Source organism: Treponema primitia ZAS-2 (genome assembly GCF_000214375.1).
GTDB classification, from domain to species: domain Bacteria; phylum Spirochaetota; class Spirochaetia; order Treponematales; family Breznakiellaceae; genus Termitinema; species Termitinema primitia.
In genome coordinates, this window is record NC_015578.1 from 1,951,158 (window position 1) to 1,974,390 (window position 23,233).

Genomic DNA, 23,233 nt, shown 5'->3' on the forward strand with positions numbered 1-23,233 from the left:
TCGAGGGAATTAAAAATATGGCGCCTTAAAAACAGGAGATGAATAAAGTGGCCAAACGCGCCCCCAAACCAGTCAAAGAACTCTCCCTCGAAAGCGTCCTCTGGAATTGCCGGGTAGTTTTGCGGAACAAATGCAACAAGCCGACCAACCGGGACGCCGTATTGGCCCTCATCTTCCTGAAATTTGCCGGTGACAAGTTTGAAAAACGGCGGCAGGAGATAATCGCCGAGGAAGGGGATATCCCGGTTTTCCTTGAAAAACCTTCGTTCTATCTGGCTTCCAATGTTTTCTACCTTAACGAAACCTCCCGCTGGTCCTACATCGTAAAAAATGCAAGCGATGATAAAATAGCCGTCATGCTGGATCAGGCAATGGCAGACATTGAAGATAAAAATGAATCCCTGAAAGGCGCCCTACCCCAGCGGTTTTTCTCCAGCCTGGGGGTAAACAGCAAGGATATAAAATCCCTCATCGACGAAATAAATAAAATATCAGAAGAACGGTTCCACGAAAAAGATTTAATCGGACGGGTCTACGAATATTTTTTACAACAGTTCGCCATGGATGAAGCAAAAGAAAAGGGAGAATTTTATACACCCAAGGCAATTGTCAATCTGATTGCCGAATTGATAGAACCCTATAAGGGCAGAATCTATGACCCCTGTTGCGGTTCCGGCGGCATGTTTGTACAATCCCTCAAATTTGTAGAAAGCCATAATGGCAATAAAAATAACATATCCATCTTTGGGCAGGAATCCGATCCCGATACCCGCAGGCTGGCTAAAATGAATCTGGCCATACGGGGCATATCAAATAACCTGGGGGATAAAAATGCCTCCTCCTTTACCGATGACCGGCAAAAGGATTTAAAAGTAGATTTTATCATGGCGAATCCTCCCTTCAACCTTAAGGCTTGGCGTGGTGAAGACGAATTAACCAATGATCCCCGCTGGTCAGGCTACGGTACTCCCCCGGTAAGCAATGCCAATTATGCCTGGATACTCCATATACTTTCCAAACTTGATGTGAGTAACGGTATAGCGGGCTTTCTGCTTGCAAATGGCGCATTGGGAGCTGGGGCGGAAGAATACAATATTAGGAAACAACTTATTGAGAATGATAAAATAGAGGCAATAATTGTTCTGCCCCGTGAAATGTTTTACAGTACCGATATATCCGTAACCCTATGGATATTAAATAACAATAAGAAACCGCGAACCTTAAATAAACGAAAATTGCGGGACAGACAAAACGAAGTACTTTTTATTGACCTCCGCACATGGAATAAAAATGTATACGAAAAAAGTTATGTCACCTTTGATGATTCACAAATAGCTGCCGTCAAAAAAATCTATACCAATTGGCAAAGCGCCGAAAAGGGCTACAAAAATGTTCCAGAACTCTGTAAATCCGTAAAAATAACGGACATACGAAAGAATGATTATTCCCTTGTGCCAAGCAAGTATATTAAGTTTATTGACCACGATTTGGATATAGATTACCAGAAAGAAATGAAAAGAATTCAAAAAGAGATGAAGGATATTTTGAAGGAGGAGAAGAAATCTCAGGAAATGCTGGAATCCGCTTTTAAGGGAATCGGATATGGCATTAAATAAATACAAGCTGGGTGAACTTATTGAACGTGCTGACCGCAGAAATACAGATTTAGAGTATGGGGTCGAGGATGTTCGGGGCGTTTTGAACACCAAAGGATTTATGACAACCCATGCCAACATTGAGGGGCGTGCGTTGGACAGATTTCAAATTGTATTGCCTAATGAGTTTGCTTTTAACCGCAGAACAACCCGAAATGGAGAAAGATTAGGCCTCGGTTTCAATAACACAGACCGAAACATCATTGTTACTGAAGATTATGTTGTCTTTAAAATCAAAGAAAATGCGAAAGATACGCTTCTTGCCGTATATCTCTATGTCTTTTTCTTAAGAGATGAATTTGACCGTTATGTCAGATACAGTTCGTGGGGAAGTGCAACGGAATTCTTTAACTGGGATGATATGTGCGATGTTCCCATAGTTCTCCCTTCCTTGCTTATCCAGCAAAAATATGTAGATATTTATAATGCCATGGTTCAAAATCAGAAAGCCTACGAAATTAGCTTTGATGACCTTAAATTAACTTGTGATGCCTATATTGAAAAATTGCGCCGTGAATTTCCACATACAGCTATTGGTCCTATCATTGAACAATCTGATGAACGAAATGGCGATTTAAAATTTGGATTAGATTCATTAAAAGGTATTTCTATCAATAAATGTTTTATAGAAACAAAAGCTGACATGGAAGGAATAAGCTTGGCAAGTTATAAAATAATATACCCGGAATATTTTGGCTATGTTTCAGTAACATCCAGAAATGGTGGAAAATTATCATTTGCGCATAATAATTCAGATAGTACCTATTTAGTATCTTCAACTTACATCGTTTTCAAAATCAAAGATAAAAAAACATTGCTACCTGAATACTTAAATATTACTCTTAACCGATCCGAATTTGATCGCTTTGCACGATTTCATTCATGGGGTTCTGCTAGAGAAGTCTTTTCTTTTGAAGATATATGCGAAGTGGAAATACCTATTCCTAAAATTGAAATTCAGCAGGATATTGCCAATATATTTAGAACCTATACAATCAGAAAGAACATCAGCGAAAAATTAAAGACCCAAATCAAGGCGATGTGTCCCATTCTGATAAAAGGTGCTCTTGAAGACGGGGAGAAAAAATGAAGGAAGATGACAACACTCCCATTAATCAAATAATCATCTATCAGAAAGATAATACAGTTAAGTTTGAAGTCCGCTTGGAACATGAGACCGTATGGCTTACACAGGTGCAAATAGCCGATTTGTTTGGCACACAGAGACCAGCCGTTACAAAGCATTTACGGAATATTTATAATTCCGGAGAATTGGATGAAGATGGCACATGTTCCATTTTGGAACATATGGGTAACGATGCAAGCCAACGCTATCAGACCAAATACTATAACCTGGATGCAATTCTTTCCGTAGGATACCGGGTAAATTCGATTAATGCAACACATTTTCGCCAATGGGCAAACCGTGTGCTTAAAGATTATCTGCTCAAGGGCTACGCAATAAATAAGCGTTTTGAGCGTATTGAACGGCAAGTCTCGAACACAAAGCGGCGTCTTGTAAAAACAGAGGAAAAAATCGAGTTCTTCGTAAAAACTGCTTTGCCGCCAGTAGAAGGTATTTTTTATGACGGTCAAATATTTGACGCATACACGTTTGTTGCCGACTTGATAAAATCCGCAAAAAAATCAATCGTATTGATAGATAACTATATTGACGAAAGTGTTTTAACTGTTTTATCCAAACGAGCCAAGTCTGTACAGGTTATTTTATATACCCCGGAAATATCAGCGCAGTTACAGCTTGATATAAAAAGACATAATGCGCAATATCCATCGGTCACAGTCAAAACTTTCAAAAAATCCCATGACAGGTTTTTAATCATTGATGATACAGTATATCATATTGGCGCCTCGCTAAAAGATTTAGGCAAAAAATGGTTTGCTTTTTCAAAAATGATGCTGGATGCCGCCGACTTGCTAAAAAGGCTTAATAAACCATGAAAAAATTTACCGAGCAGGAACTGGAAAAAGCCATCATTGAACTCTTTGCCGAAGAAGGATATACCCCTGTTTACGGCGATTCTATCCACCGAAAATTAGATGACATATTGCTGGAAGATGATATTCGAGCATATTTGACTCAAAATTATTCAGCCGAAGACTTAACCGAAAACGAAGTAATCAGAATTATCAATACCATAAAGCTAATTCCTGCATATCCATTGTATGATGGTAACAAAGCCGCATTTGTCTTGATAAATGAAGGGTTTGATATTATCCGGGATGATTCAAAAAAACAAAATGTCCATATTAACCTGATCGACCTTGATAATTATCAAAACAATTCCTTCAAAGTTGTTAATCAATACAGCGTACAGGGTGAGCGGCTAAGGCGTCCCGATTTATTAGTCTTTATAAACGGTATCCCTGTAGCGATCTGTGAATTCAAAATTGCGATAGAAGAAGATAAAACGATTTACGATGCATGGCAACAGATTCATAATCGATACACCCGTGATATTCCCAAACTGCTCAAATACAGCTTCTTGTCCATGATTACCGATGGTGCAAACACAAAATTCGCAAGCATTTTTACCTCCTATGAATACTATTATGCCTGGAATAAAGTAAATTACGGGGATATCGTAGAAAATGGCATAAGCTCATTATTTACCATGATAAAAGGCGCCTTTGCCAAAGACCGTATTATTGCCATACTCCGTGATTTTGTTTGCTATCCTGATACAAATGATAAAGCGCAAGCCATCATCTGCCGTTACCCACAGTTTTTTGCCGCGAATATGATGCTTGAAAGCATAAAAGAACACCTAAAACCACAGGGAGATGGAAAAGGCGGAACCTATTTTGGAGCCACCGGTTGTGGTAAAACCTATGCCATGCTTTTTCTTGCCCGGCAGCTTGGATTGCGGGAGCGGGAGACCTTCCGCAATCCAACAATTGTTATTATTGAAGACCGGGAAGATCTTGATGATCAAACTTCTGAATTATTTGTATCCTCAAAAACCTTTTTGCATGAAGATAATGTTAAAAGCATAGAAAACAGAAAAGATTTACTGAAAGAGCTTGGAAATCGTGAATCAGGCGGTGTCTATATTACCACCATACAAAAATTCTGTGAATCCATCGGCCTTCTTTCTCCCCGTACTAACATCATCTGTATTTCCGATGAAGCCCACAGGACCCAAATTAATGAAGGTTCAAAACTTAAAATAACCGAAAAGGGCGTCCATACCTCCTACGGTTTTGCAAAATATCTCCATGATTCATTTCCCAATGCCACCTATGTCGGCTTCACTGGTACACCCATAGACGAAACCCTGTATGTGTATGGCGATATCGTCGCCCAGTATACCATGAAGGAATCCTGCGATGACGGTATTACCGTACGTATTGCCTATGAACCCCGGCTTGCCCGGGTTATCCTTTCCGAAAAACAGGCAAAGGAAATACAGCAGTACTACGATAAATGCATTGCCGACGGAACAAATGAAAATCAGGTAGAAGAAAGCAAACGCGCCATGAGCGAGATGAAGAAAGTGCTGGGACATCCTGAACGTTTAAAAAAACTTTCCTTTGATATTGTGAGTCATTATGATAAACTTTGTTCTGAAAAACCGCTTATTGTGCAAAAAGCCATGATAGTCTGTGCCGACAGGACACTTGCGTATGAACTCTATAAAGAGATTATCACCATCAAGCCTGAGTGGAATATAAAGAAAAAATCCGACAATGAAAGCGCTTTATCAAAAGAAGAAACAGAAAAATTGATCCCCCTTGAAAAAATAATACTGGTTGCCACCAGGGACAAAGATGACGAAAAGGCCATGTATGATTTATTTGGCGACCGGGATTACCGCAAGAAACTTGACAAACAGTTTAAGAATAATAACTCTAATTTTAAAATCGCAATAGTGGTTGATATGTGGATTACCGGGTTTGATGTACCCTCCCTGGCGGCCATGTATATCGACAAGCCAATACAGAAGCATACTTTAATCCAAACCATATCACGGGTTAACCGGGTTTTTGAGGGCAAAGATAAAGGGCTTGTTGTTGATTATATCGGAATTAAAGATGATATGATGGAGGCGGTCAAAAAATATTCCGGTACCCAGGGAAGCCCTATTGACGAGCTTGAAATCTCACTTGGAATATTCAGAAACCACCTTGATTTAATCTCAAAAATAATGCATGAGTTCAATGCGGAAAAATTTTATACCGGGACTCCCCTGGAAAGGCTTGTCTGCCTGAATAACGCCGCCGAATATGTCCAGATAAAAAAAGACATAGAAACCCGCTTTATGGGACTATCGCTAAAACTAAAGGCAGCCTATGAAATATGTTTCCCCTCTGGCCAACTTTCAGACCAAGAGACTTCCCAAGCCCAATTCTACCTTGCCATAAGGTCAATAATCTACAAACAGACAAAGGGCAATACCCCGGATGCCGAAACCATGAACCGCCATGTCGAAGAAATGGTACAAAAAGCCATAAGCTGCACCGGCATAGAAAACATCGTCAATACTGATAATACCGAAGATCTTTTTAGTGAAGATTTTGAAAAACAGTTGGCAGAAATAAAGATGCCAATCACCAAGTTTAATGCCCTGATAAAACTTTTAAAAAGGGCAATCAAGGGATACGGTAGAACAAACAAAGTAAAAGCCATTCAATTTGATGAACGTTTGAAAAAAGTCATAGAATCCTATAATAACCGTGATAAGCTTGTCTTTACCAGCGAAGTCGTTGCGGACTTTGTTGACAGCCTTTCCGATGAATTAATTAAGATTTTGGGTGATTTGCACGACGATAGGACTTCTTTTGAAAAGTTGGGCATAAGTTACGAGGAAAAGGTTTTTTACGACATCCTTGTTGCTGTAAGGGATAAGCACCAATTCCACTATGAGGAAGAAAAATGTATAGTGCTTGCTAAAAAAATAAAAGAACTGGTCGATGAAAAATCCCAATATACCGATTGGGCTGTCCGGGATGACATTAAAAACAAGCTAAATAAAGATTTAACCGTACTCTTGTATAAGAACGGTTATCCCCCGGAATGGGATGAAGAAGTATTTGAGCAGGTACTTGAACAGGCTGAGAATTTCAAGAAATATAGCGGTGAAATAGACGATGAAGTAAGCTATAAATCAACGTCTGGAGACTATGGGGCCAGAATGGCAGCTGATTCGGGAGAGAGGGAAAAAGATGTTTAATAAAGGTTCAGAATGGAATAGATGGGATGTTCATATTCATACTCCCGGAACAGCTCTGAACGATCAGTTTAAATGTTCTATTGATGACTTCATTGATGACGTTAATAAAAAGTCTAAAGATGTTATAGCACTTGGAATCACAGATTACTACTCTATAGAAAATTATATACAAATTAAAGGAAAATTTGAAGAAGGAAAATTTGAAAATGTTAAATTTGTATTTCCAAATGTTGAATTTCGTCTAGCCATTCCCACCGATAAGTCGTCTGCCATTAACATTCATTTATTATTTTCGCCCGAAGATGCTAATCACATTGATGAAATAAGAAGGAACCTAAACAATTTAATTTTTAATTATAAAGGTATAAATTATAATTGTAATAGAGATGGCATCATCCGGCTAGGGAGTATAATTGACAGTACAATAATAGATGAAAAAAAGAAATATGAGATGGGATTAAATAATTTCCGTATAGAGTTTAGTGAATTTGTTAATTGGTATGATAGTGACAAATGGTTAAACGAAAATTCTTTGATTGCAATTTCTGCAAAAACCGGAGATGGATTAAGTGCATTAAGCCTTGATGGTGGATTTGCCGCATTAAGAACAAATATTGTAATAAAATCGCATATATTATTTACCGCTTCTCCTGCTGATATCAAATATTGGTTAGGTGAAGGAATTGATTCAGAGGACATAATAATAAAAAAATACCAGGGATTAAAACCTTGTATTATTGGATCGGATGCTCATGCCTTAGATAAAGTATTAACTCCTGATAATAATAAGTATTGCTGGATAAAAGCGGAGCCAACTTTTGAAGGATTTCGACAAATATTGTATGAACCAAAAGAAAGGGTCTTTATAGGTGAAAAACCTCCGACATCTTATAAAGATAATTATTTATCAAGTATACATGTTCCAGAAACGTATTGGTTCCCTGAATTTGAAATACCACTTAATAAAGGTCTTGTTAGTATAATCGGACCGCGCGGTTCAGGTAAAACGGCCTTATTAGATTTAATTTCGATTGGATTAAATTCTTACGAAAACAGTGACGCTAGTTTTATCGCCAAAGCTGATAATTTGATTGACGAATTAAGTATCTATTCAAAATTCAATGATAGCAATGATGTATTACGTACTGATTTTCGAGATAATTGGGTTAGCGATTCTCCCTCGGCAAGATATTTATCGCAGCAATTTGTTGAAAAACTGTGTTCTTTAAATGGTGCAGAAAAAAGATTAATCACAGAAATTGAAAAATTCATATTTTATGAATTGGAAGAATTTCAAAGAAAAGGTACTGCTAACTTTACGGATTTGCGAAACAATATTTGTTTAGAATATGAAAAAGAAGTTATTGAGTTAATGGGTGAAATAGAGTTATGCAGCAATGAGATTACCCGAATTTCTGATTTAAAGCAATCAGTACCATTAAAAAATAACGAAATCAATACATTGGAAAAGGAAATAAAAGCAGTAATATTACCCATAATTGATAATGATGGAAAATATACAACCACTATCAGACAGAATGAATTAGATGTAGAAATTCAAAAAATAATTGTTGAATTGAAAGACGTGAAAACAAAAATAGATTTGCTGGATGAATTAACTCGTTTAATAAATCAATACAATCAAAATCTTTATGAAAAAGGAAATGAACTAATCAATAAGTTGTCGCCATTTAGTTTAACCGAAGAAGAAAGGCCATTATTTTTAATTTCATATTCTGATAGCGCCTTAACCGTGTTATCTAAAAGACGAGAAATATTATTTATAGAGTATAACAAAAAATTAGGAAAAGGTGATAAGCCGGAAGAAAAAACTTATTATTGGTATAAGAAGGAATTAGAAACTATTGCTAAAAGCTTGGAAAATATCACAATAGAGGAGAGAAAATACATCGTTTTAAATAAGCAGAGACAAGAAAAGTCTGTTAAAATGCAAAATATTAAGGACGAAATAATTAAAATCGATCAACTAGATATTAATTACCAACAAAATAAACGATTGGAAAAATATAAACAAGTATTTGAGGCCATAAATAAACAATGTCTTGCTTTATCAGAATTATATAGTCCGTTAGAAAGAAGCCTCAGAACAACTTACAATGAAGATATACCGTTATCCTTCTATATTAGGATCAATGTTAATTTGAAAGAATGGGGTGATCAGGGAAATAAAATTATAGATTCAAGAAATAAAACTCAATTAAAGGATGATGGAGGATTGTACGAAGTTGCAAAAAAGTGTTTGTATAGTTCATGGAAATCGGGGAATCCCAATGAGATACTAACTAAAATGAAAGGGTTTATAGATAAATATATTACCCATGAAGTACGAAAATTATTAGGAGTGGGCTATACAACAAATGATTTAGCGAAATGGCTGTTTTCAACAACCCATATATCAATTGATTATGATATAAAATATGAAGGTGTATCTATTGAAAAATTGTCTCCAGGTACACGGGGCATTGTTCTAATGATACTATTCTTGAAAGTTGATCGGAATGACACTAGACCTTTATTGATAGATCAACCGGAAGACAATTTAGATCCTGCCTCTGTTTATGAAAAATTAGTACCATATTTTAATGAGGCCAGGAAACGACGACAAATAATTATGGTTACTCATAATCCCAATTTGGTGGTTAGTACAGACTCAGACCAGGTTATTGTAGCAGATTCAAAAAAAATCGATGATGATAAATTGCCAGTATTTTCATATGTTGCTGGAGGATTAGAAAATAAAATAATTATAGAAAAAGTATGTTCAATATTAGAAGGTGGAGTTTTTGCCTTTGAACGCAGGAAAAAGCGTTATTTTAATAATTGATAATCTAGTAAATCATAAGGAGTATTTATTATATGAGTGAACTGATTGATGAAAGAATAACTATATATGAAGCCTTGCAACATATAAAAGAAGGCAAATATGTAATGCCAGCATTCCAAAGGCAATTTGTTTGGAATATGGAGCAGATTGAAAAACTTTGGGATTCTATTCTTTTGAATTATCCAATCGCTACATTTTTATTTTGGCATGTAGACGATGCAAATGTGACATGGGATACATATTTTTGTAACTTTTTATCTGATGTAACGTTTGACAGTAGAAAAGCAGCCGACAGCGCAAATTATGAATTGACAAGCATTAATGTCAAAACTACTGATACTGCGATATTGGACGGGCAGCAAAGATTGACATCACTCTATTTATCATTATTCGGAGAAGCTTTCATACGTCCGAATTATGCAAGAAGAAAAACAGGAGAGAAGATCCTAACCAAGCTCCTCATTGAATTGAATAAGAATAAGATTTCCACAGACGAAGAAGAATATAACAGTAAAAAATATGACATTAAGTTTAGTGAAAAAATTGGCATAATAAGCCCAACACAGTTTGACATAAAGGATATTCTTAACGATAAATTTCAAAATGAAAACACACGGGAAAAGGCTGTCGAGGATACTATAGAAAATATTCCTGTAGACAGCAAGGATTATGCTCGGAACATTTTACAGTTATTGTATAATAAAATATTTATTGAAAAATTGGTTAGGTATACTGAAATCACAGACATGAAGCAAGACGATGCGCTTGAAATGTTCGTAAGATTCAATAGTGGAGGGAAGGCACTTAAAAAGTCCGAAATTACGATGTCAATTCTAGAAGCATACTGGCCAAGTGCAAAAACTGAATTCGGAAAAGTGCTTACTGGGTCATATATAGGGTTTGATTCAGACTTTATTATTCGATCAGCTCTAATGTTGTATGGTGATGTTGTTAAATCAAATATCAGTAAAAAAATTGCAGAAGATTTGAAAAATGATTGGAGTGGCTTTAAAAGAGCATTAATGAATTTAGAAAAATTGCTTAGTGAATTAAAAATTGAAGTTAGCCGCTTCTCAAGTAGTTGGAATGTGCTATTGCCTATTATTTATTATGTATATTTAAACCCAGATTACAGCAACAATATTAAAGCCGTTCGAGCGTATTTACTTAGAGCAATATTCTTTACTTATTTTCAATCAGGCACAACAGGTAAATTGCAGCAAATGAAAAGCAATATCAATAGCTTTGATAACGAAATTACTATTGAAATGCTTGATCAAATGAATGACTTGCGAATTACTGAAGGAAAGATAGAGGATATTCTCAATTCAGAAAAGGGAAGCAGAGTCGCTGGAGAAGTGCTATATTATCTAAGCCTTAATTGGAGGAATAAGACTTTTAAATACGAACAAGACCATCTTCACCCTGAAAATAGATTTGACAGTGCTAAACCAGTTTCCGTTTCATTGGAAGACTGGAAAAAATGGCGAGCAAATCGTAATAGACTTCCTAATCTTCACTTACTTGAAGGCAGAAGCAATGGTAGTAAAAACGATTTAAGGCTTGTGGATTATTACAATGATATGAATTATGATCAAAAGATGCGGTTTTATGAAGAAGCTATTATTCCGGATGATGCTTCGTTTGAAATTGTAGATTTTGAAAAATTCTATGAAACACGGAAATTATTAATTATCGAAAAGATTCGTGCTCTTTTAAGATAACTAGATGAAAAGAAAGGAAAATCGGGCTATGAATTTACTGGTACATAAAATGATTAAATTTATCGACAACACTACTGGTATAACCACAATTGAAAGGATTATATCGACCGAAAAGACAAAGACTTATGGCTAATAACATGGAATCCAACCGCCTTGAATACAAGCGCGAAGCCGACAAAGGTGATAAGCTCGAAAAAGCCGTGGTGGCTTTCCTTAATTACAATGGCGGCGGCGAAATACTCATTGGCGTTGACGATAATGGCTCGATTGTCGGAGTTACCAATTCCGATGCCGAACAACGCAAGATTACCGACAGGCTCGGTAATAATATCCGCCCGAAAATTTTGGGGCTCTTTGATGTAGTTGCCGAATAAATGGACGGCAAAAATATTATTCGCATAGTTGTATCAAGCGGAATGCAGAAACCCTACTATATCCGAAAAAAAGGAATGACTGAGGACGGCTGCTTCATCCGGGTAGGTGCCTCTGCCCAGCCGATGACTGAAGCAATGATTGAGCGGCTTCTTCAGCATAGACAGGCAAACTCCCTCTCCACCACTCCAGTATCGCGGCAAAAGCTGACCTTTGAGCAACTTCATATCTATTACAACGAACTCGATTTAACGTTGAATGACCAGTTTGAAGAAAATTTGGACTTGCGTACTGGCGACAGCTCGTATAATCTCCTCGCTTACCTGTTAGCAGACGGCAACGGCGCGTCAATTAAAGTCGCGAAATATGCGGGAACTGACAAAATTGACCTGATTGAAAATGAGGAATACGGCTATCGCTGTTTGATAACATCGATATATCGTGTACTTGATAAGTTGGCAGTCGAGAATAAGACCTTTGCAAAAATCACTCCACGCAACCGATTAGAACGGAAACTTATCAATCAGGTTGCTCTGAGAGAGGCATTTATAAACGCCGTAGTTCATAACGACTACAATTTAGGTTGGCCCGTCGTTGAGTTCTTCTCCGACAGGGTGACCATCACTTCTACTGGCGGGCTGGTGGAAGGCTTATCGCAGGAGGACTTTTTTGCCAGTCGTTCAATGCTCCGCAACCGTGAACTTATGCGTGTGTTCAAAGACGTGGAACTCGTCGAAGGCTTGGGTTCCGGTATGCGGCGCATTTTGGAAGCATACGACCGTTCCGTATTTGAAATTACCCCAAGCTTTATCGTGGTGACATTCCCCTATGCAAGTGATTTTGAGAGAAATGAGGACGATGGCACTGTAAATGGCACTGTAAAGACCGATTTAAGCGAAACCCAAAAATCAATCCTCTTGCTGATAAACGCAAATAAGGGAATCACAATCGATAAGATGGTAGCCGAAATGGCAGTGAGCCGGCGAACGATTTTACGCAATATAAAAATATTGACCGAAAAAAATATTATTAAGCGAGAAGGTTCTGACAAGACAGGACAGTGGGTTACTTTAAATTGAATACGAAGTATAAGAAAAGGCGTATTGAGGAAATGATTTTATGCTATCCAAACCGCAAACTTTATATAATATTGCAAATTGGCGGCAGCTCAGGAGGTATGGGTTTTTTCTTCTGATTCCCGGAAAAAAGCCCTTCCATGCAATCCAGAGCAACGCCAGATGCAAATTGATAAATCCGTTAGGGTAAGCGGAATTTACCTCTCTAAAACGAAAATAAATATCCATTTGTTTAAGTGCTTCTCCTCTATCATTTCTCAATTACAGATTGAAATTCCCAATTAATTATATTTTCAACACCTGTTGAGACATTTTCATTCGTCTGTGAAAATATATCAGCAGGTATGAAAAAGGTTTTTGTAATTTGATTTTTTGAATCCAAGGATAAATTTTCCCAAAACGTTGGATTGAAGGCATGATTTTCAAATGTAAGAGTTAATCTAAATAACATATCTGGTAGTGATTTTCCATTTTTAATGGATCTGATCAATGAATCTATTAATTGATTACAAATTTCGCTGCTTGATTTTAACCATACAATAAGAAAGCCCCAGCCGTTTTTCATTGGCGCTGAACAAATCGTCATGGAACTTAATTCAATGCTTAAATTGGCAATATCTTGTAGTAAATTTCCTTCAAAATCATAGTCAGGATTGATGATACCTGAAAATGCCATATTGGGCTTTTGGCCCGAAGTGAATAGCAAGTATTCAATATTGGAAAAGTTCTTCTTTTTTAGCAATTCGTCATATTCCTTTTTAAGGTTTTTTAAAAGTAAAAATCCGCTTTCTTCTCCTATTCGAATTAAAGATAGATTTTCCTTTATGGCCTTATTATTCACTTTAGACAACATTTGAGAAAAATCGTTTAATGCATTTTCTTTAACAAAGTATTCTCTGCATAGAGAACGGTAGGAATATAAAAACACTTGTTCATCAGTTGGTTTTAGTTCGGCAGTATCAATTACTTTAAATAGTTCTGTATCATGTTTTCCGCAAAATCCTAAAAAAGTAGACACTTTATTTATACCTCTTTTATCATAGGTGCTTTTACCTGCATTTTTGCTAAGGGTACTATAGTCATGTACCGGTACGATAACATGGCCATTTTCAGCAATTACTTGCAACATTTTCTTATTCTGAATAGAATGGGCATTAATAATTTCCGTACATCTATTGCCGCTATCATAATGGAGACATCTTCCTTTTAGCTTGCTTTTTTTCATAATATTTAATATTTCTTGTATTTCCAGTAAACCTGTCGCATTGAGAGTATGTATGCCTTTATCAGTCGTGTCATTGGGTTCACCATAAACTAGTCCACAAAACCCGGTTTCTTTAGCTGTCTTAAAACATTTCAGCTCATGCTCAGAATTTATAAAATCGGATTCATGTACCAACATGGAAGTAATTACAATATCTTGTATTGAGAAACCATATACACCTGCTTTAAATTGCGCCTTTAATAAAGCATCTTCTGGATTGTAATCATTAACCCAACATGCATAAAAAACAGTGTCAGCTTTAAAGTTTACATCATTAGGATTAGCTTTCAAAACCATATAATAAATTTCTGTATTCATGTTAGATAATTTCCCCCATTATCAGGTGACTCTCTTCTTGCTAAAGCATATTCGAATTCCAAGATAAGATCAATAAAAAGGAGAGAACTCTCTCCCACAGTTTGAGCCTACAGATTATAGAAGTATCCCCTATGTGGAAGGACTTTTTATCAAGAAAAATGGCGATTTGTATATTAACGGCTCAAACGCTTATTTACTTTCAGGGGAGTTGGCTACATTACTTACCGAAAGGTATATTCCTATCGAAATTTTGCCGTTTTCATTTTCGGAGTACCTAGCTATGAAGAAATTGTCAAATCTGCAAAAACCGACACCCTGTGCCGGACCTTCCGGTCACTTCGTTCCCTCCAGGCTCCGGCACCGCTCTCCATTTTCCGCCCTGATCCTCTAGGCATAATCACCAGAGCTTAGAGGATATGGCAGACCAAAACGACCGTTACTGTTAAAGGGAGTGTGGGTGCCGGGGTTTTTTACGTTGGTCCGAAGGGCCAGCGCAAAAAATGGCGGCAGGACCAGCATCAAAAAGACAAGACACCTCTCGTACTAAGTTCACCCCAAGCCGCGCAACCCTCAAGATCATCGTACTCCGGTAGTGGTTTAGGGACGGCATCCATAGTCCATCCCCCTTGCCGCTGAAATAGCCTTTTGTCAACAGGTCCAAAAAATTACAAGTTCCCGGCGTCAGCCATGCTCAGCTGAGAAAGTGCACTTTTTTGCAAGATATTGAAGTTTGCCGGAGAGTGATCCTTACACGCCCGGACCATTTTGGTTACCTCAGCCGCATCGCAGGGGTTGAGCTTTTGCCCTGATAGTATTGTCAAAATCCTGCTTTTTTGCTAGTGTTAAAGTAACGGAACAGTTGGTTGGGGTATTTCCGGCAAGTTCCCGTGATTTATGAGGAACAAGGATAGAATCTAATGGGATTTAAACAAGATATAGATAAAATAATCGAAGGTAACCTAAAAACTTATAAAGATAATTCCGATAGATTTATTGCCGATTATAACCATGAATATGAATTGACAAAGGAGTACAATGGTAGACAGCTATTAGAACTCCTTCAAAATGCAGATGATGCATCCTCTGCTGAAGTCAAAATCGCTTGGAATAAAGAAAACAGAAAACTCACTATTTCAAATAAGGGTAATGAGCCATTTCAAGTAGGTGGCTTAAAATCTCTAATGCTCGCAAATTTTAGTAGCAAAACAAAATTAAATTATATTGGGAATAAGGGTTTGGGATTTCGATCTATATTGAACTGGGCTGAAAAGATAAATATTCGTAGTAATGGCTGTATCATATCGTTTTCTGAAATGATCGCTAAAGATGTGTTTAACAATCGACTTGCTTTGTCAAAAGAAGCAAAACAAAAAATAAGGGCAGAGAGAAATTTATCGGAACAAACAATCCCCTTTCCTATATTGGCAATTCCAGACGTTAAAGAAGTATCATTAGAAAATGATTGGACTACTGATATTGATATTACATATAGAAAAGAATTTGAAAAAGATATTGAAAACCAATTGGCAGAATTGCGGGAAGAAATATTATTATTTCTTAATAATATTAAAAAGATAACAATACAGAGTGAGTCAAAAACAATAGAGTTTCAAAGTGAAAAAAATAAGTCTGGTAATTTTGAATCAATAACCATAAAGGGGAAAAAATGGAAAGTATTCTCCAAGGAAGATATGTTGCCGGATGAATATCAGGATAAAAATAAAAATGAGGTTCAAGCCTACAATCTCAAAGTTGCTTTTCAGGATGATTTATCCGATGACTATGGGAAACTATTCAATTTTTTCCCAACACAATTATCTGTTTCTTTGCCTTGTATAATCCATGGAACCTTTGATTTGAACAGTAATAGGAACCACTTGAATGAATTAAAAATAAACTAATTCATCCTGGATGAATTAGTGCAACTGTTAAAACATTGTGCTCTGTTTCTAGCTGATCAACACATTGATTGGCGTCCATATAAATTACTCAGTCCTTCATCCTCCTCCTCTGATTCAAAATTAATAGAGAGATTTTATAAAAAATTAGACGATTTAAGGCAAAAAGAAAGTATTTATCCTAGTGTTGATAAAGACACAAAATATAATATACGTGAAAATGCATTTTATTATAATGATGATTTTAATGGTTTTTTTGAGAAGAATTTTCCCCAGGTATTCCCGGGATTAACATTGCCTATTACTGATAATGGTATACATGATATTAAAAACAGGGTTTTCTCCCATGAATTCTTAATAGAAAAAATTGACAAGCTGTCAAAAACAGGAATGAGTATTCAACTTCGCTCAGACCTTATCATTCAGCTTTCCGGTATTATTGAATTCAAAGAAAATCAAGAACGTTTTTCACTTTTGATAAATAAATTTAATAAAGTAATAACAAAGGATGACTTGGCGTTCACACCCGTGTTAAGTTCGGAAGAAAATCTTGAAATTCCAGCATTGGTAAAAATCGATTTTATGGATTTTGATTTGTATCAGTTATTAATTTTAAAATTGGAAAATAAATTTGATAAAAATGAACCAAAAAACAGAGAATTGCAAAGAAGCATAAAATCGGTTGTTAATTTGCAGCCATATGATAGTAACAATGTAATTGAAAAAATAATTACAGGTACAAATGCCGCATTAAAAAATACTTCTAATGCTGAAAATAAAATTACTTATATTAAGGAGATGGTGGCGGCACTGTATAGTAATTTTAAAAACATAGAAAACCGACAAGAAAAAGTAAAAATCGCAGTTCCTCTTATTTCAAAGGAGAATACCATATGCAATTCGGAAAATTTATATTTAAGTGAATCATATCCAAGCGGCCGGCTGACAGAAATCATTTTTAAAGACATATTCCAGGCTAAGGAATATTTGCTGCCAATTAATCTCTGGAAAATAAATGATGATGATCATAATTTTATTGAAAGCTTCTTTTTATGGCTAGGTGTTAACAGATATTCAAAAATCGTTACCTTTGATCTTCAGAATAATTGGCTCGAAAGCGATTATATTGATTTTATTTTTAAAAATGGAACATATCGTCCTGAAAACTTTGACATTAACAGAATAAAAAATTCGATAGTATCAAAAATAGACGGATTTGATAAAATACAAAAGCTGGATATTAACAAAATAATATTGCTGTCGTTAAAGGATTCTTCAATCAGAACACTGCTTGAGACTAATGATGAGAAAATAGATTGGTATTATAATAAAGGACGGGAACCAATAATAACAAATTTTTCTTATATTCGTTATCAATTTATAAATGCTAATATTTTTACAAAATACATTTTAGAAGCAGGGAGCGATGATTTAAATAAATTAATAAATCAAGATTTTATGATAGACTATGAATTTTTGAGCAAGTTCGGAATTAACAAAACCGAAATAAAATCAATTCTCATAAAGCTAGGAGCAAAAGAATTTTTTAATGAGCTATCCCCTGAGAATATATATAAAATTTTAAAAGAAATACCTCAAAAAGATGAGGCTAAAAAAGGTAAGGCTACCCAAACAATTTATAGAATGGCGTTGGAAGTTTTGGTTGCCCGGGAGTCAACTTTTCCTATACCGGAGGATATACAATATTTTACGCGAAGGGCAAAAGTGGAGGAATATAAATCGAGATCAGATGTTTATTATACAGATAATTCTATTTTACCCAAGAAAATATTAAATACCCTGCCTATGTTAAATTTGCCTAAAAGAATTGGAGAAGATAATGTAAAAAAATATTTTGGCGTAAATAATGTCAAGGAATTTAAAATATTTATAGAGGATGAACAAAGCGTAAAATTTAATCCTTGTGATAGTGATTTAAACAAATGGTTTGATACTATAAAACCTTATATACTTGCATATAGATTGGATCCTCCAAATCAAAAAAAAGGCGTTGCGGATAATGATAAAAAAAGAGAAGATGCAAGGATATTAAAATCATGTAAAATCCATGTTGTGACCCAATGTGATTTTCGGTTTAATAATAATAGAGAAACCCTTGAAGAAAAAGAATTCATAAATATAAAAGATATCTTTTACTTTAAAGAAAGTTCTATTCTTAACATAGATGGATTAAAAAAGGATTCTGAGTTTTGTGATTCTTTTGCTGAAATGATATGTATAATTTTTAAAATAAATGATTTAAAAAATGATTTTAGGCAAATTTTCAGAAATGATATTGAAGATACACGCCATTTGACTTATCAGGATTTAGAAAAAGAAAAGATTGAAGAAGCTTTCCAATTATTAGGAATTTCACGGGTTGAAATTTATTTTTGGAAAGTTATTTTTGAATTAAAAAACAAAAAACTAATTGAGCCAATTGAAAATATAGAAATCCTTAAACAAAATATAAAATCCATTATTGGAATAACTATTCCTGATGGATATGGGAATGTAGATTTTGAAAATTTCAATAATAATGAATCTTATGAATTTATCTCTTTATTGTGCAATGAATTACAACTTTCTGTTGAAAAAGTGTTACCTGATAAAGGTCTTTGCAATTGGCATAGGAAGAAATTTATGGATTCCATAAAAGATAATGAATATAAATTCAGTCAAATTTTATGGCAAAACCTTAATATAGCCAAAAAAGATCAATGTTCATTCATAGCTAAACTAAACAAATATAATATCGATTTTATCAATAGTATCGAAAAAGAAATAAATGAGTGTAAGTTTGATTTAGCGATTGATTATCGAACAATAATAAAAGAGAAGATAAACGATTGTTTTGCAATTGATATAGACGCTCCCTTACAAGTTCACATCAATATTAAAAATATGTATGAAAATTTATTAAAAAAATATAGTATTGAGGAAGGTGATATTATAGATAAATCTATTTCGAGCCTGCTGTATTTTGAAGGGAATGGTAAAGTTATTGATGATTATTTTTCTAAAAATTTTGTCCATGATGATGGCGAAGGTAATCAAAACAATAAAGACTTAAATTCAATTGGTTCGTTGGTTGATGCTACAGTAAGCAAAAATAGGAAATCCATACAGGTTTCTTCAAATAGTGGAAGTGGAAATTGGATTTATTCAGGGCTTAGTGATACAGGAAAAAGAAAAAAAGGAAAAAGTGCAGAAGTATTGGTTTACAATACATTAGTTAAGAAATATGGAATTAATAATGTAAGATGGGTTTCTGGTAATTCAATAACACCGGATAAAAATGATAGATTGCATTATGATATAGAGTATAAGAATGAAACTGGTGAATGGAAATGTCTCGAAGTGAAAGCTCTAACTGATAATCAATTTATTATTTCTGCTGCAGAAAAGGAATATGGAATCAATGAGCCTGATAAATTTGAAATGGCTCTTGTAAAAGAGGATATAATTTTTATGATTAAAAACATATTTAAATTTGAACCGGGGGAAACATTCGAAAATAATACAAAATTTGTGGCACAGGCTAAAGATTATATTTTTATCTTTGAGTTAAATTCCTTGAACTTGTAATTTTTTTAGTGTAAACGGTAATCATAGGGGGACTCTGTCTTCCCCGTAAATGATTGCGAATTGATTGAGGGCAGCGCCCCAATCCCGTATAGGCATTGTCCATTTTCTGGAAATGTTTTTCAAGCCCATAAAAATTAATTTCACCGCAGCCTCATCGTTTGGGAAAGACTGGCGGTGTTTGATAATTTTTTGAATCGTGTAATTAACCGATTCAATGGCATTGGTAGTATACACCGCCTTCCTGATTTCAGGTGGGAATTTGAAAAACGGTATGACCTCGTTCCACCGGCTCCGCCAGGACTTTGAAATCATCGGGTATTTTTTATCCCACACTTTTGAGAACTCGTCCAGCGCTTCGGCGGCAAGTTCCGCTGAAGGAGCCAGGTAAATAGTTTTGAGGCTGGCTGTCACCGCCTTCCGGTCTTTGTAGGGGACAAACCGAACTGAGTTTCGGACCATATGGACGATGCAAAGCTGGACCTCGGTTTTGGGGAACACCGCGGCAATGGCGTCGGGAAAACCGGTCAGCCCATCGACGGCGGCGAAGAGGATGTCCTGTACCCCCCGGTTTTTGAGTTCATTCATAATGCCCATCCAAAACTTGGCCCCTTCGTTCTGCTCAATCCAGAGCCCTAACAGCTCTTTCTGGCCGTCCAAACGTATCGCCAAGGCCAAATAAACGGATTTCTTGACTACCGCAGCCCCATCGCGGATATTGACCCGCAGCGCATCCAGGAAAACTACCGGGTAAAAGGGCTCAAGAGCCCGCCCCCGCCATTCGGCTGCCAGTTCCTTAACCTCATCGGTTACCCGGCTGATAAGCTCAGGCGAGACGTCAACCGCGTAGATATCCTTGAGGTGATCTTGAATCTGGCGGGTAGTAAGCCCAAGGGCGTACATCGAAAGGATTTTGTCATCGAACCCCCGAAACTCCCGCTGGTGTTTGGGAACAATTTGAGGCTCGAATGTCCCCTCCCGATCACGTGGGACTTCGACCGGCATCGGCCCGTGGTCGGTCCTCAGCTCTTTGCTGTTTTTGCCATTCCGGCGGTTCGAGATTTGTTTTTCACCCGGGTCGCTTTTCTCATACCCAAGATGCTCGGTCAGCTCAGCCTCCATCGTCCGCTCCACCAGCGCTTTGGTCAGCTGCTTCATGATCCCTTCGGGCCCGTAAAAGTCATCGGGCCCATGGTAGTCCTTCAAAATCTCGTCCAGGACTTCTTTTGAAAAGGCCATACTTGCTCCTTCTAGGTAGTATAGCCGTTTACACTAATTTTGTTACAGGCTCAATTCCTTAGTCAACGGCTAATATTTATATCCAGAATGTGCTATAAATAATGTACTGCCCAATCCAAACTTGTTGTTTTTAAAGGAGCATATAAGTTAGTCCTTACATATGATCCACAAGAATCCTCAGCCATAAGGGTTGTACTACCCCCTATCGAGGGATTAAATCGCCCGTAACCGAAAACTGCCCAAAAATCGCTCCGCCCGATTGCTGCCGAAAGACCGAAGAGATAAAAGCTTACGGCGTAAAGAATTCAGGCCCATCCAAGCCACCGTATATCGCCGCCATCCCCTGCATCCTCCGGCCCTGTCGGCGCTCCGCACCGCCAGCACCAACAGAGGCCTCCCCTGCCACCATTTCTCGCTACCCTCGGCCCTTGCCCCATCTACCGGCGGGAATAGCACCGGCCTTCACCGCATACCGTTACCGAATAAAGAAGCGACAACTGTCGCCATCAGCCCCTCAAGCAGCCACCTTTATTCTCTGATACTCCAAAACCGGGCACATCATTCCCAGGGTGGACCCTCCCCGGCACGGCCCTTCCGGTCGCTCCGCTCCCTTCAGAACCGTACCAGTCCGGTCCACCCCTAAAGCTTTTCTTCATACACCGGAACTTCCGGCGTACAGCGCCTACAGTCCCGGCGTTGCCCTCCCTTTTTCCGCCTGGTCCTTCGCATACCGCAACCTGGACCCGCTATTCGCCGCCTGCAACCCGGCGTATACCGAATTCGTAGGACAAAGCGCCATAAGCCGTTCCGGTCGCTCCGTAAACTCCGCTCCCTCCACGGCCCATGGCGCTTTACCCATTAACCAAGGGGGATAAAGGCGGGGACACCATCATTCAAACCGGAAGCCGTTTTCCCAACAGTAAAGCTGCCAACCCAGGCGGCCCCGCCTTCCCCCTTGACCCCCATAACCACCCGGCCCACCCAATATGCGCCAACACCCGCCGCCTGCCTATGGCAAGCGGCGCCTTAGCTGTAAAATTAACCGGGTCCGAAGATTGCCCATGAAAACCACACCCCCCATTTTGAAGCCTTTGCCCGTAGCCTCCAAAGCCGGGGCATAATTCCCAGCGGCCCTCCATTGCCCTATACCGTCCAGCCCTCATGGGGACTAAACCGCATGGGGCAATTCCGCGCCGCCTAAAGCCTGCCTCAGCCGGTGGGATCCTCCGGCGCTGCGCTTCTCCGGACACCACCGGCCCCCATCTTTTCCGCCTGGTCTCCCGCATACCGCCACCTTCACCCTATGCCGCCGCCTGGTCCTTCGCATACCGGGGCCGTCATCCCCAAATCGCCGCACATCGGCCTCTATCCCCACAAGCCATTATCCCCAGCACTCCGGGGGCGTCCTGCCCCCTCCGCGCCGCATGGCGGCTAATCCTCACGCCGCCATGCGTACCGTTATCCACACAAGCAGTTATTCTAACGCCCTACCGGGTGCCGATGCTTCGCCCGTGTAAACCCTATTCCCATCGGCTTTTCATAGCACCGTGGGGAGAAATGCGTACAGTGCCCACCCTGGGGCCGCGCAACCTTCAAAATTATCGTACTCCGGTGGTGGTGTATGGACGACCTCCATTGTCCCTCCCCCTCGCCGCCGGGCTTCCCCCACTAAAAGAGAAAAAGGAGGGGTTTTTTCCACTGTCCCAGCGCCCATTTTATCTTCAAACTAACTTTCCCTGGCTATCGCCACTTCTACTATCACTTTTAGCATTGTATCCCTGGGGGGCGCTGGGACAGTGGAAAAAACCCTTGCATCCACGGCTCATAGGGGGAGGATCAGCACCCGGCGTGGCCGGGAGCTGATAGGAAAAAAACCACACTGGCGTCCATGCCAGTGTGGTTTTTCCTCCCAGGCGGCGTCCTGCCGCCTCGTCCATACACCACCACAACGGGGAGTGGTAAGCCCACCCGGATTTTCGTCTTCCCATGAAGCTCAGCGAACTTTGCCCACGGCTGACGCAAGTGTAAAACCCCCATCACTGTTATAAAGCCTTCGCTTACC

At 38.1% G+C, this 23,233-nt stretch carries 14 protein-coding genes; 11 read left to right on the forward strand and 3 right to left on the reverse strand.

Annotation, left to right across the window (positions count from 1 at the left end; genetic code table 11):
- The first annotated feature begins 38 nt into the window (after positions 1-38).
- The 8 genes from TREPR_RS08620 (at position 39) to TREPR_RS08650 (ending at position 12,870) form a co-directional block, all read left to right on the forward strand.
- Complete coding sequence (locus tag TREPR_RS08620) at positions 39-1,616, forward strand: type I restriction-modification system subunit M (protein WP_041611096.1); 1,578 nt, start codon at positions 39-41, stop codon at positions 1,614-1,616.
- Entirely contained in the window at positions 1,603-2,745 is a 1,143-nt protein-coding gene (locus tag TREPR_RS08625; RefSeq protein WP_015707918.1) for a restriction endonuclease subunit S, read from the forward strand. The genes TREPR_RS08620 and TREPR_RS08625 overlap by 14 nt, the downstream gene beginning before the upstream one ends.
- Positions 2,742-3,617 (forward strand): RhuM family protein, encoded by an 876-nt coding sequence (rhuM, locus tag TREPR_RS08630; RefSeq protein WP_015707919.1) that lies wholly within the window; start codon positions 2,742-2,744, stop codon positions 3,615-3,617. The genes TREPR_RS08625 and rhuM overlap by 4 nt, the downstream gene beginning before the upstream one ends.
- Positions 3,614-6,850 (forward strand): type I restriction endonuclease subunit R, encoded by a 3,237-nt coding sequence (locus tag TREPR_RS08635; protein ID WP_015707920.1) that lies wholly within the window; start codon positions 3,614-3,616, stop codon positions 6,848-6,850. Before rhuM ends, TREPR_RS08635 begins: the two co-directional genes overlap by 4 nt.
- A complete protein-coding gene (locus TREPR_RS08640; RefSeq protein WP_081468649.1) occupies positions 6,801-9,695 on the forward strand; it encodes a TrlF family AAA-like ATPase in 2,895 nt (964 codons plus the stop codon). Before TREPR_RS08635 ends, TREPR_RS08640 begins: the two co-directional genes overlap by 50 nt.
- 32 nt (positions 9,696-9,727) lie before the next feature.
- A complete protein-coding gene (locus tag TREPR_RS08645; protein ID WP_015707922.1) occupies positions 9,728-11,419 on the forward strand; it encodes a DUF262 domain-containing protein in 1,692 nt (563 codons plus the stop codon).
- A 125-nt stretch (positions 11,420-11,544) separates the two neighbouring features.
- A complete protein-coding gene (locus TREPR_RS18810; RefSeq protein WP_201765768.1) occupies positions 11,545-11,793 on the forward strand; it encodes an AlbA family DNA-binding domain-containing protein in 249 nt (82 codons plus the stop codon).
- On the forward strand, positions 11,794-12,870 hold the full coding sequence (locus tag TREPR_RS08650) for an ATP-binding protein (RefSeq protein WP_201765769.1): 1,077 nt from the start codon (positions 11,794-11,796) through the stop codon (positions 12,868-12,870).
- 247 nt (positions 12,871-13,117) lie between these two features.
- Here the strand turns inward: TREPR_RS08650 and TREPR_RS08655 are convergent, their stop codons facing one another.
- The gene (locus TREPR_RS08655) at positions 13,118-14,449 is read right to left on the reverse strand and encodes a hypothetical protein (protein ID WP_015707924.1); all 1,332 of its coding nucleotides are present in this window, start codon (positions 14,447-14,449) and stop codon (positions 13,118-13,120) included.
- Between the two features lie 133 nt (positions 14,450-14,582).
- Here TREPR_RS08655 and TREPR_RS19185 point away from each other — a divergent pair, with 133 nt between their 5' ends.
- The 3 genes from TREPR_RS19185 (at position 14,583) to TREPR_RS08665 (ending at position 19,935) form a co-directional block, all read left to right on the forward strand.
- Positions 14,583-14,840, forward strand: a complete 258-nt coding sequence (locus TREPR_RS19185) for an AAA family ATPase (protein WP_015707925.1) — start codon at positions 14,583-14,585, stop codon at positions 14,838-14,840.
- Between the two features lie 526 nt (positions 14,841-15,366).
- On the forward strand, positions 15,367-16,350 hold the full coding sequence (locus TREPR_RS08660) for a sacsin N-terminal ATP-binding-like domain-containing protein (protein WP_041611097.1): 984 nt from the start codon (positions 15,367-15,369) through the stop codon (positions 16,348-16,350).
- Between the two features lie 18 nt (positions 16,351-16,368).
- A complete protein-coding gene (locus TREPR_RS08665; RefSeq protein ID WP_148257268.1) occupies positions 16,369-19,935 on the forward strand; it encodes a protein NO VEIN domain-containing protein in 3,567 nt (1,188 codons plus the stop codon).
- A gap of 21 nt (positions 19,936-19,956) precedes the next feature.
- Here the strand turns inward: TREPR_RS08665 and TREPR_RS08670 are convergent, their stop codons facing one another.
- Both TREPR_RS08670 and TREPR_RS18190 read right to left on the reverse strand, forming a co-directional pair.
- Positions 19,957-21,171 (reverse strand): IS256 family transposase, encoded by a 1,215-nt coding sequence (locus TREPR_RS08670; protein WP_015707812.1) that lies wholly within the window; start codon positions 21,169-21,171, stop codon positions 19,957-19,959.
- A 1,168-nt stretch (positions 21,172-22,339) separates the two neighbouring features.
- Positions 22,340-22,546: a hypothetical protein gene (locus tag TREPR_RS18190; protein ID WP_081468651.1), complete on the reverse strand. Its 207-nt coding sequence runs from the start codon at positions 22,544-22,546 to the stop codon at positions 22,340-22,342.
- Between the last annotated feature and the right edge of the window lie 687 nt (positions 22,547-23,233).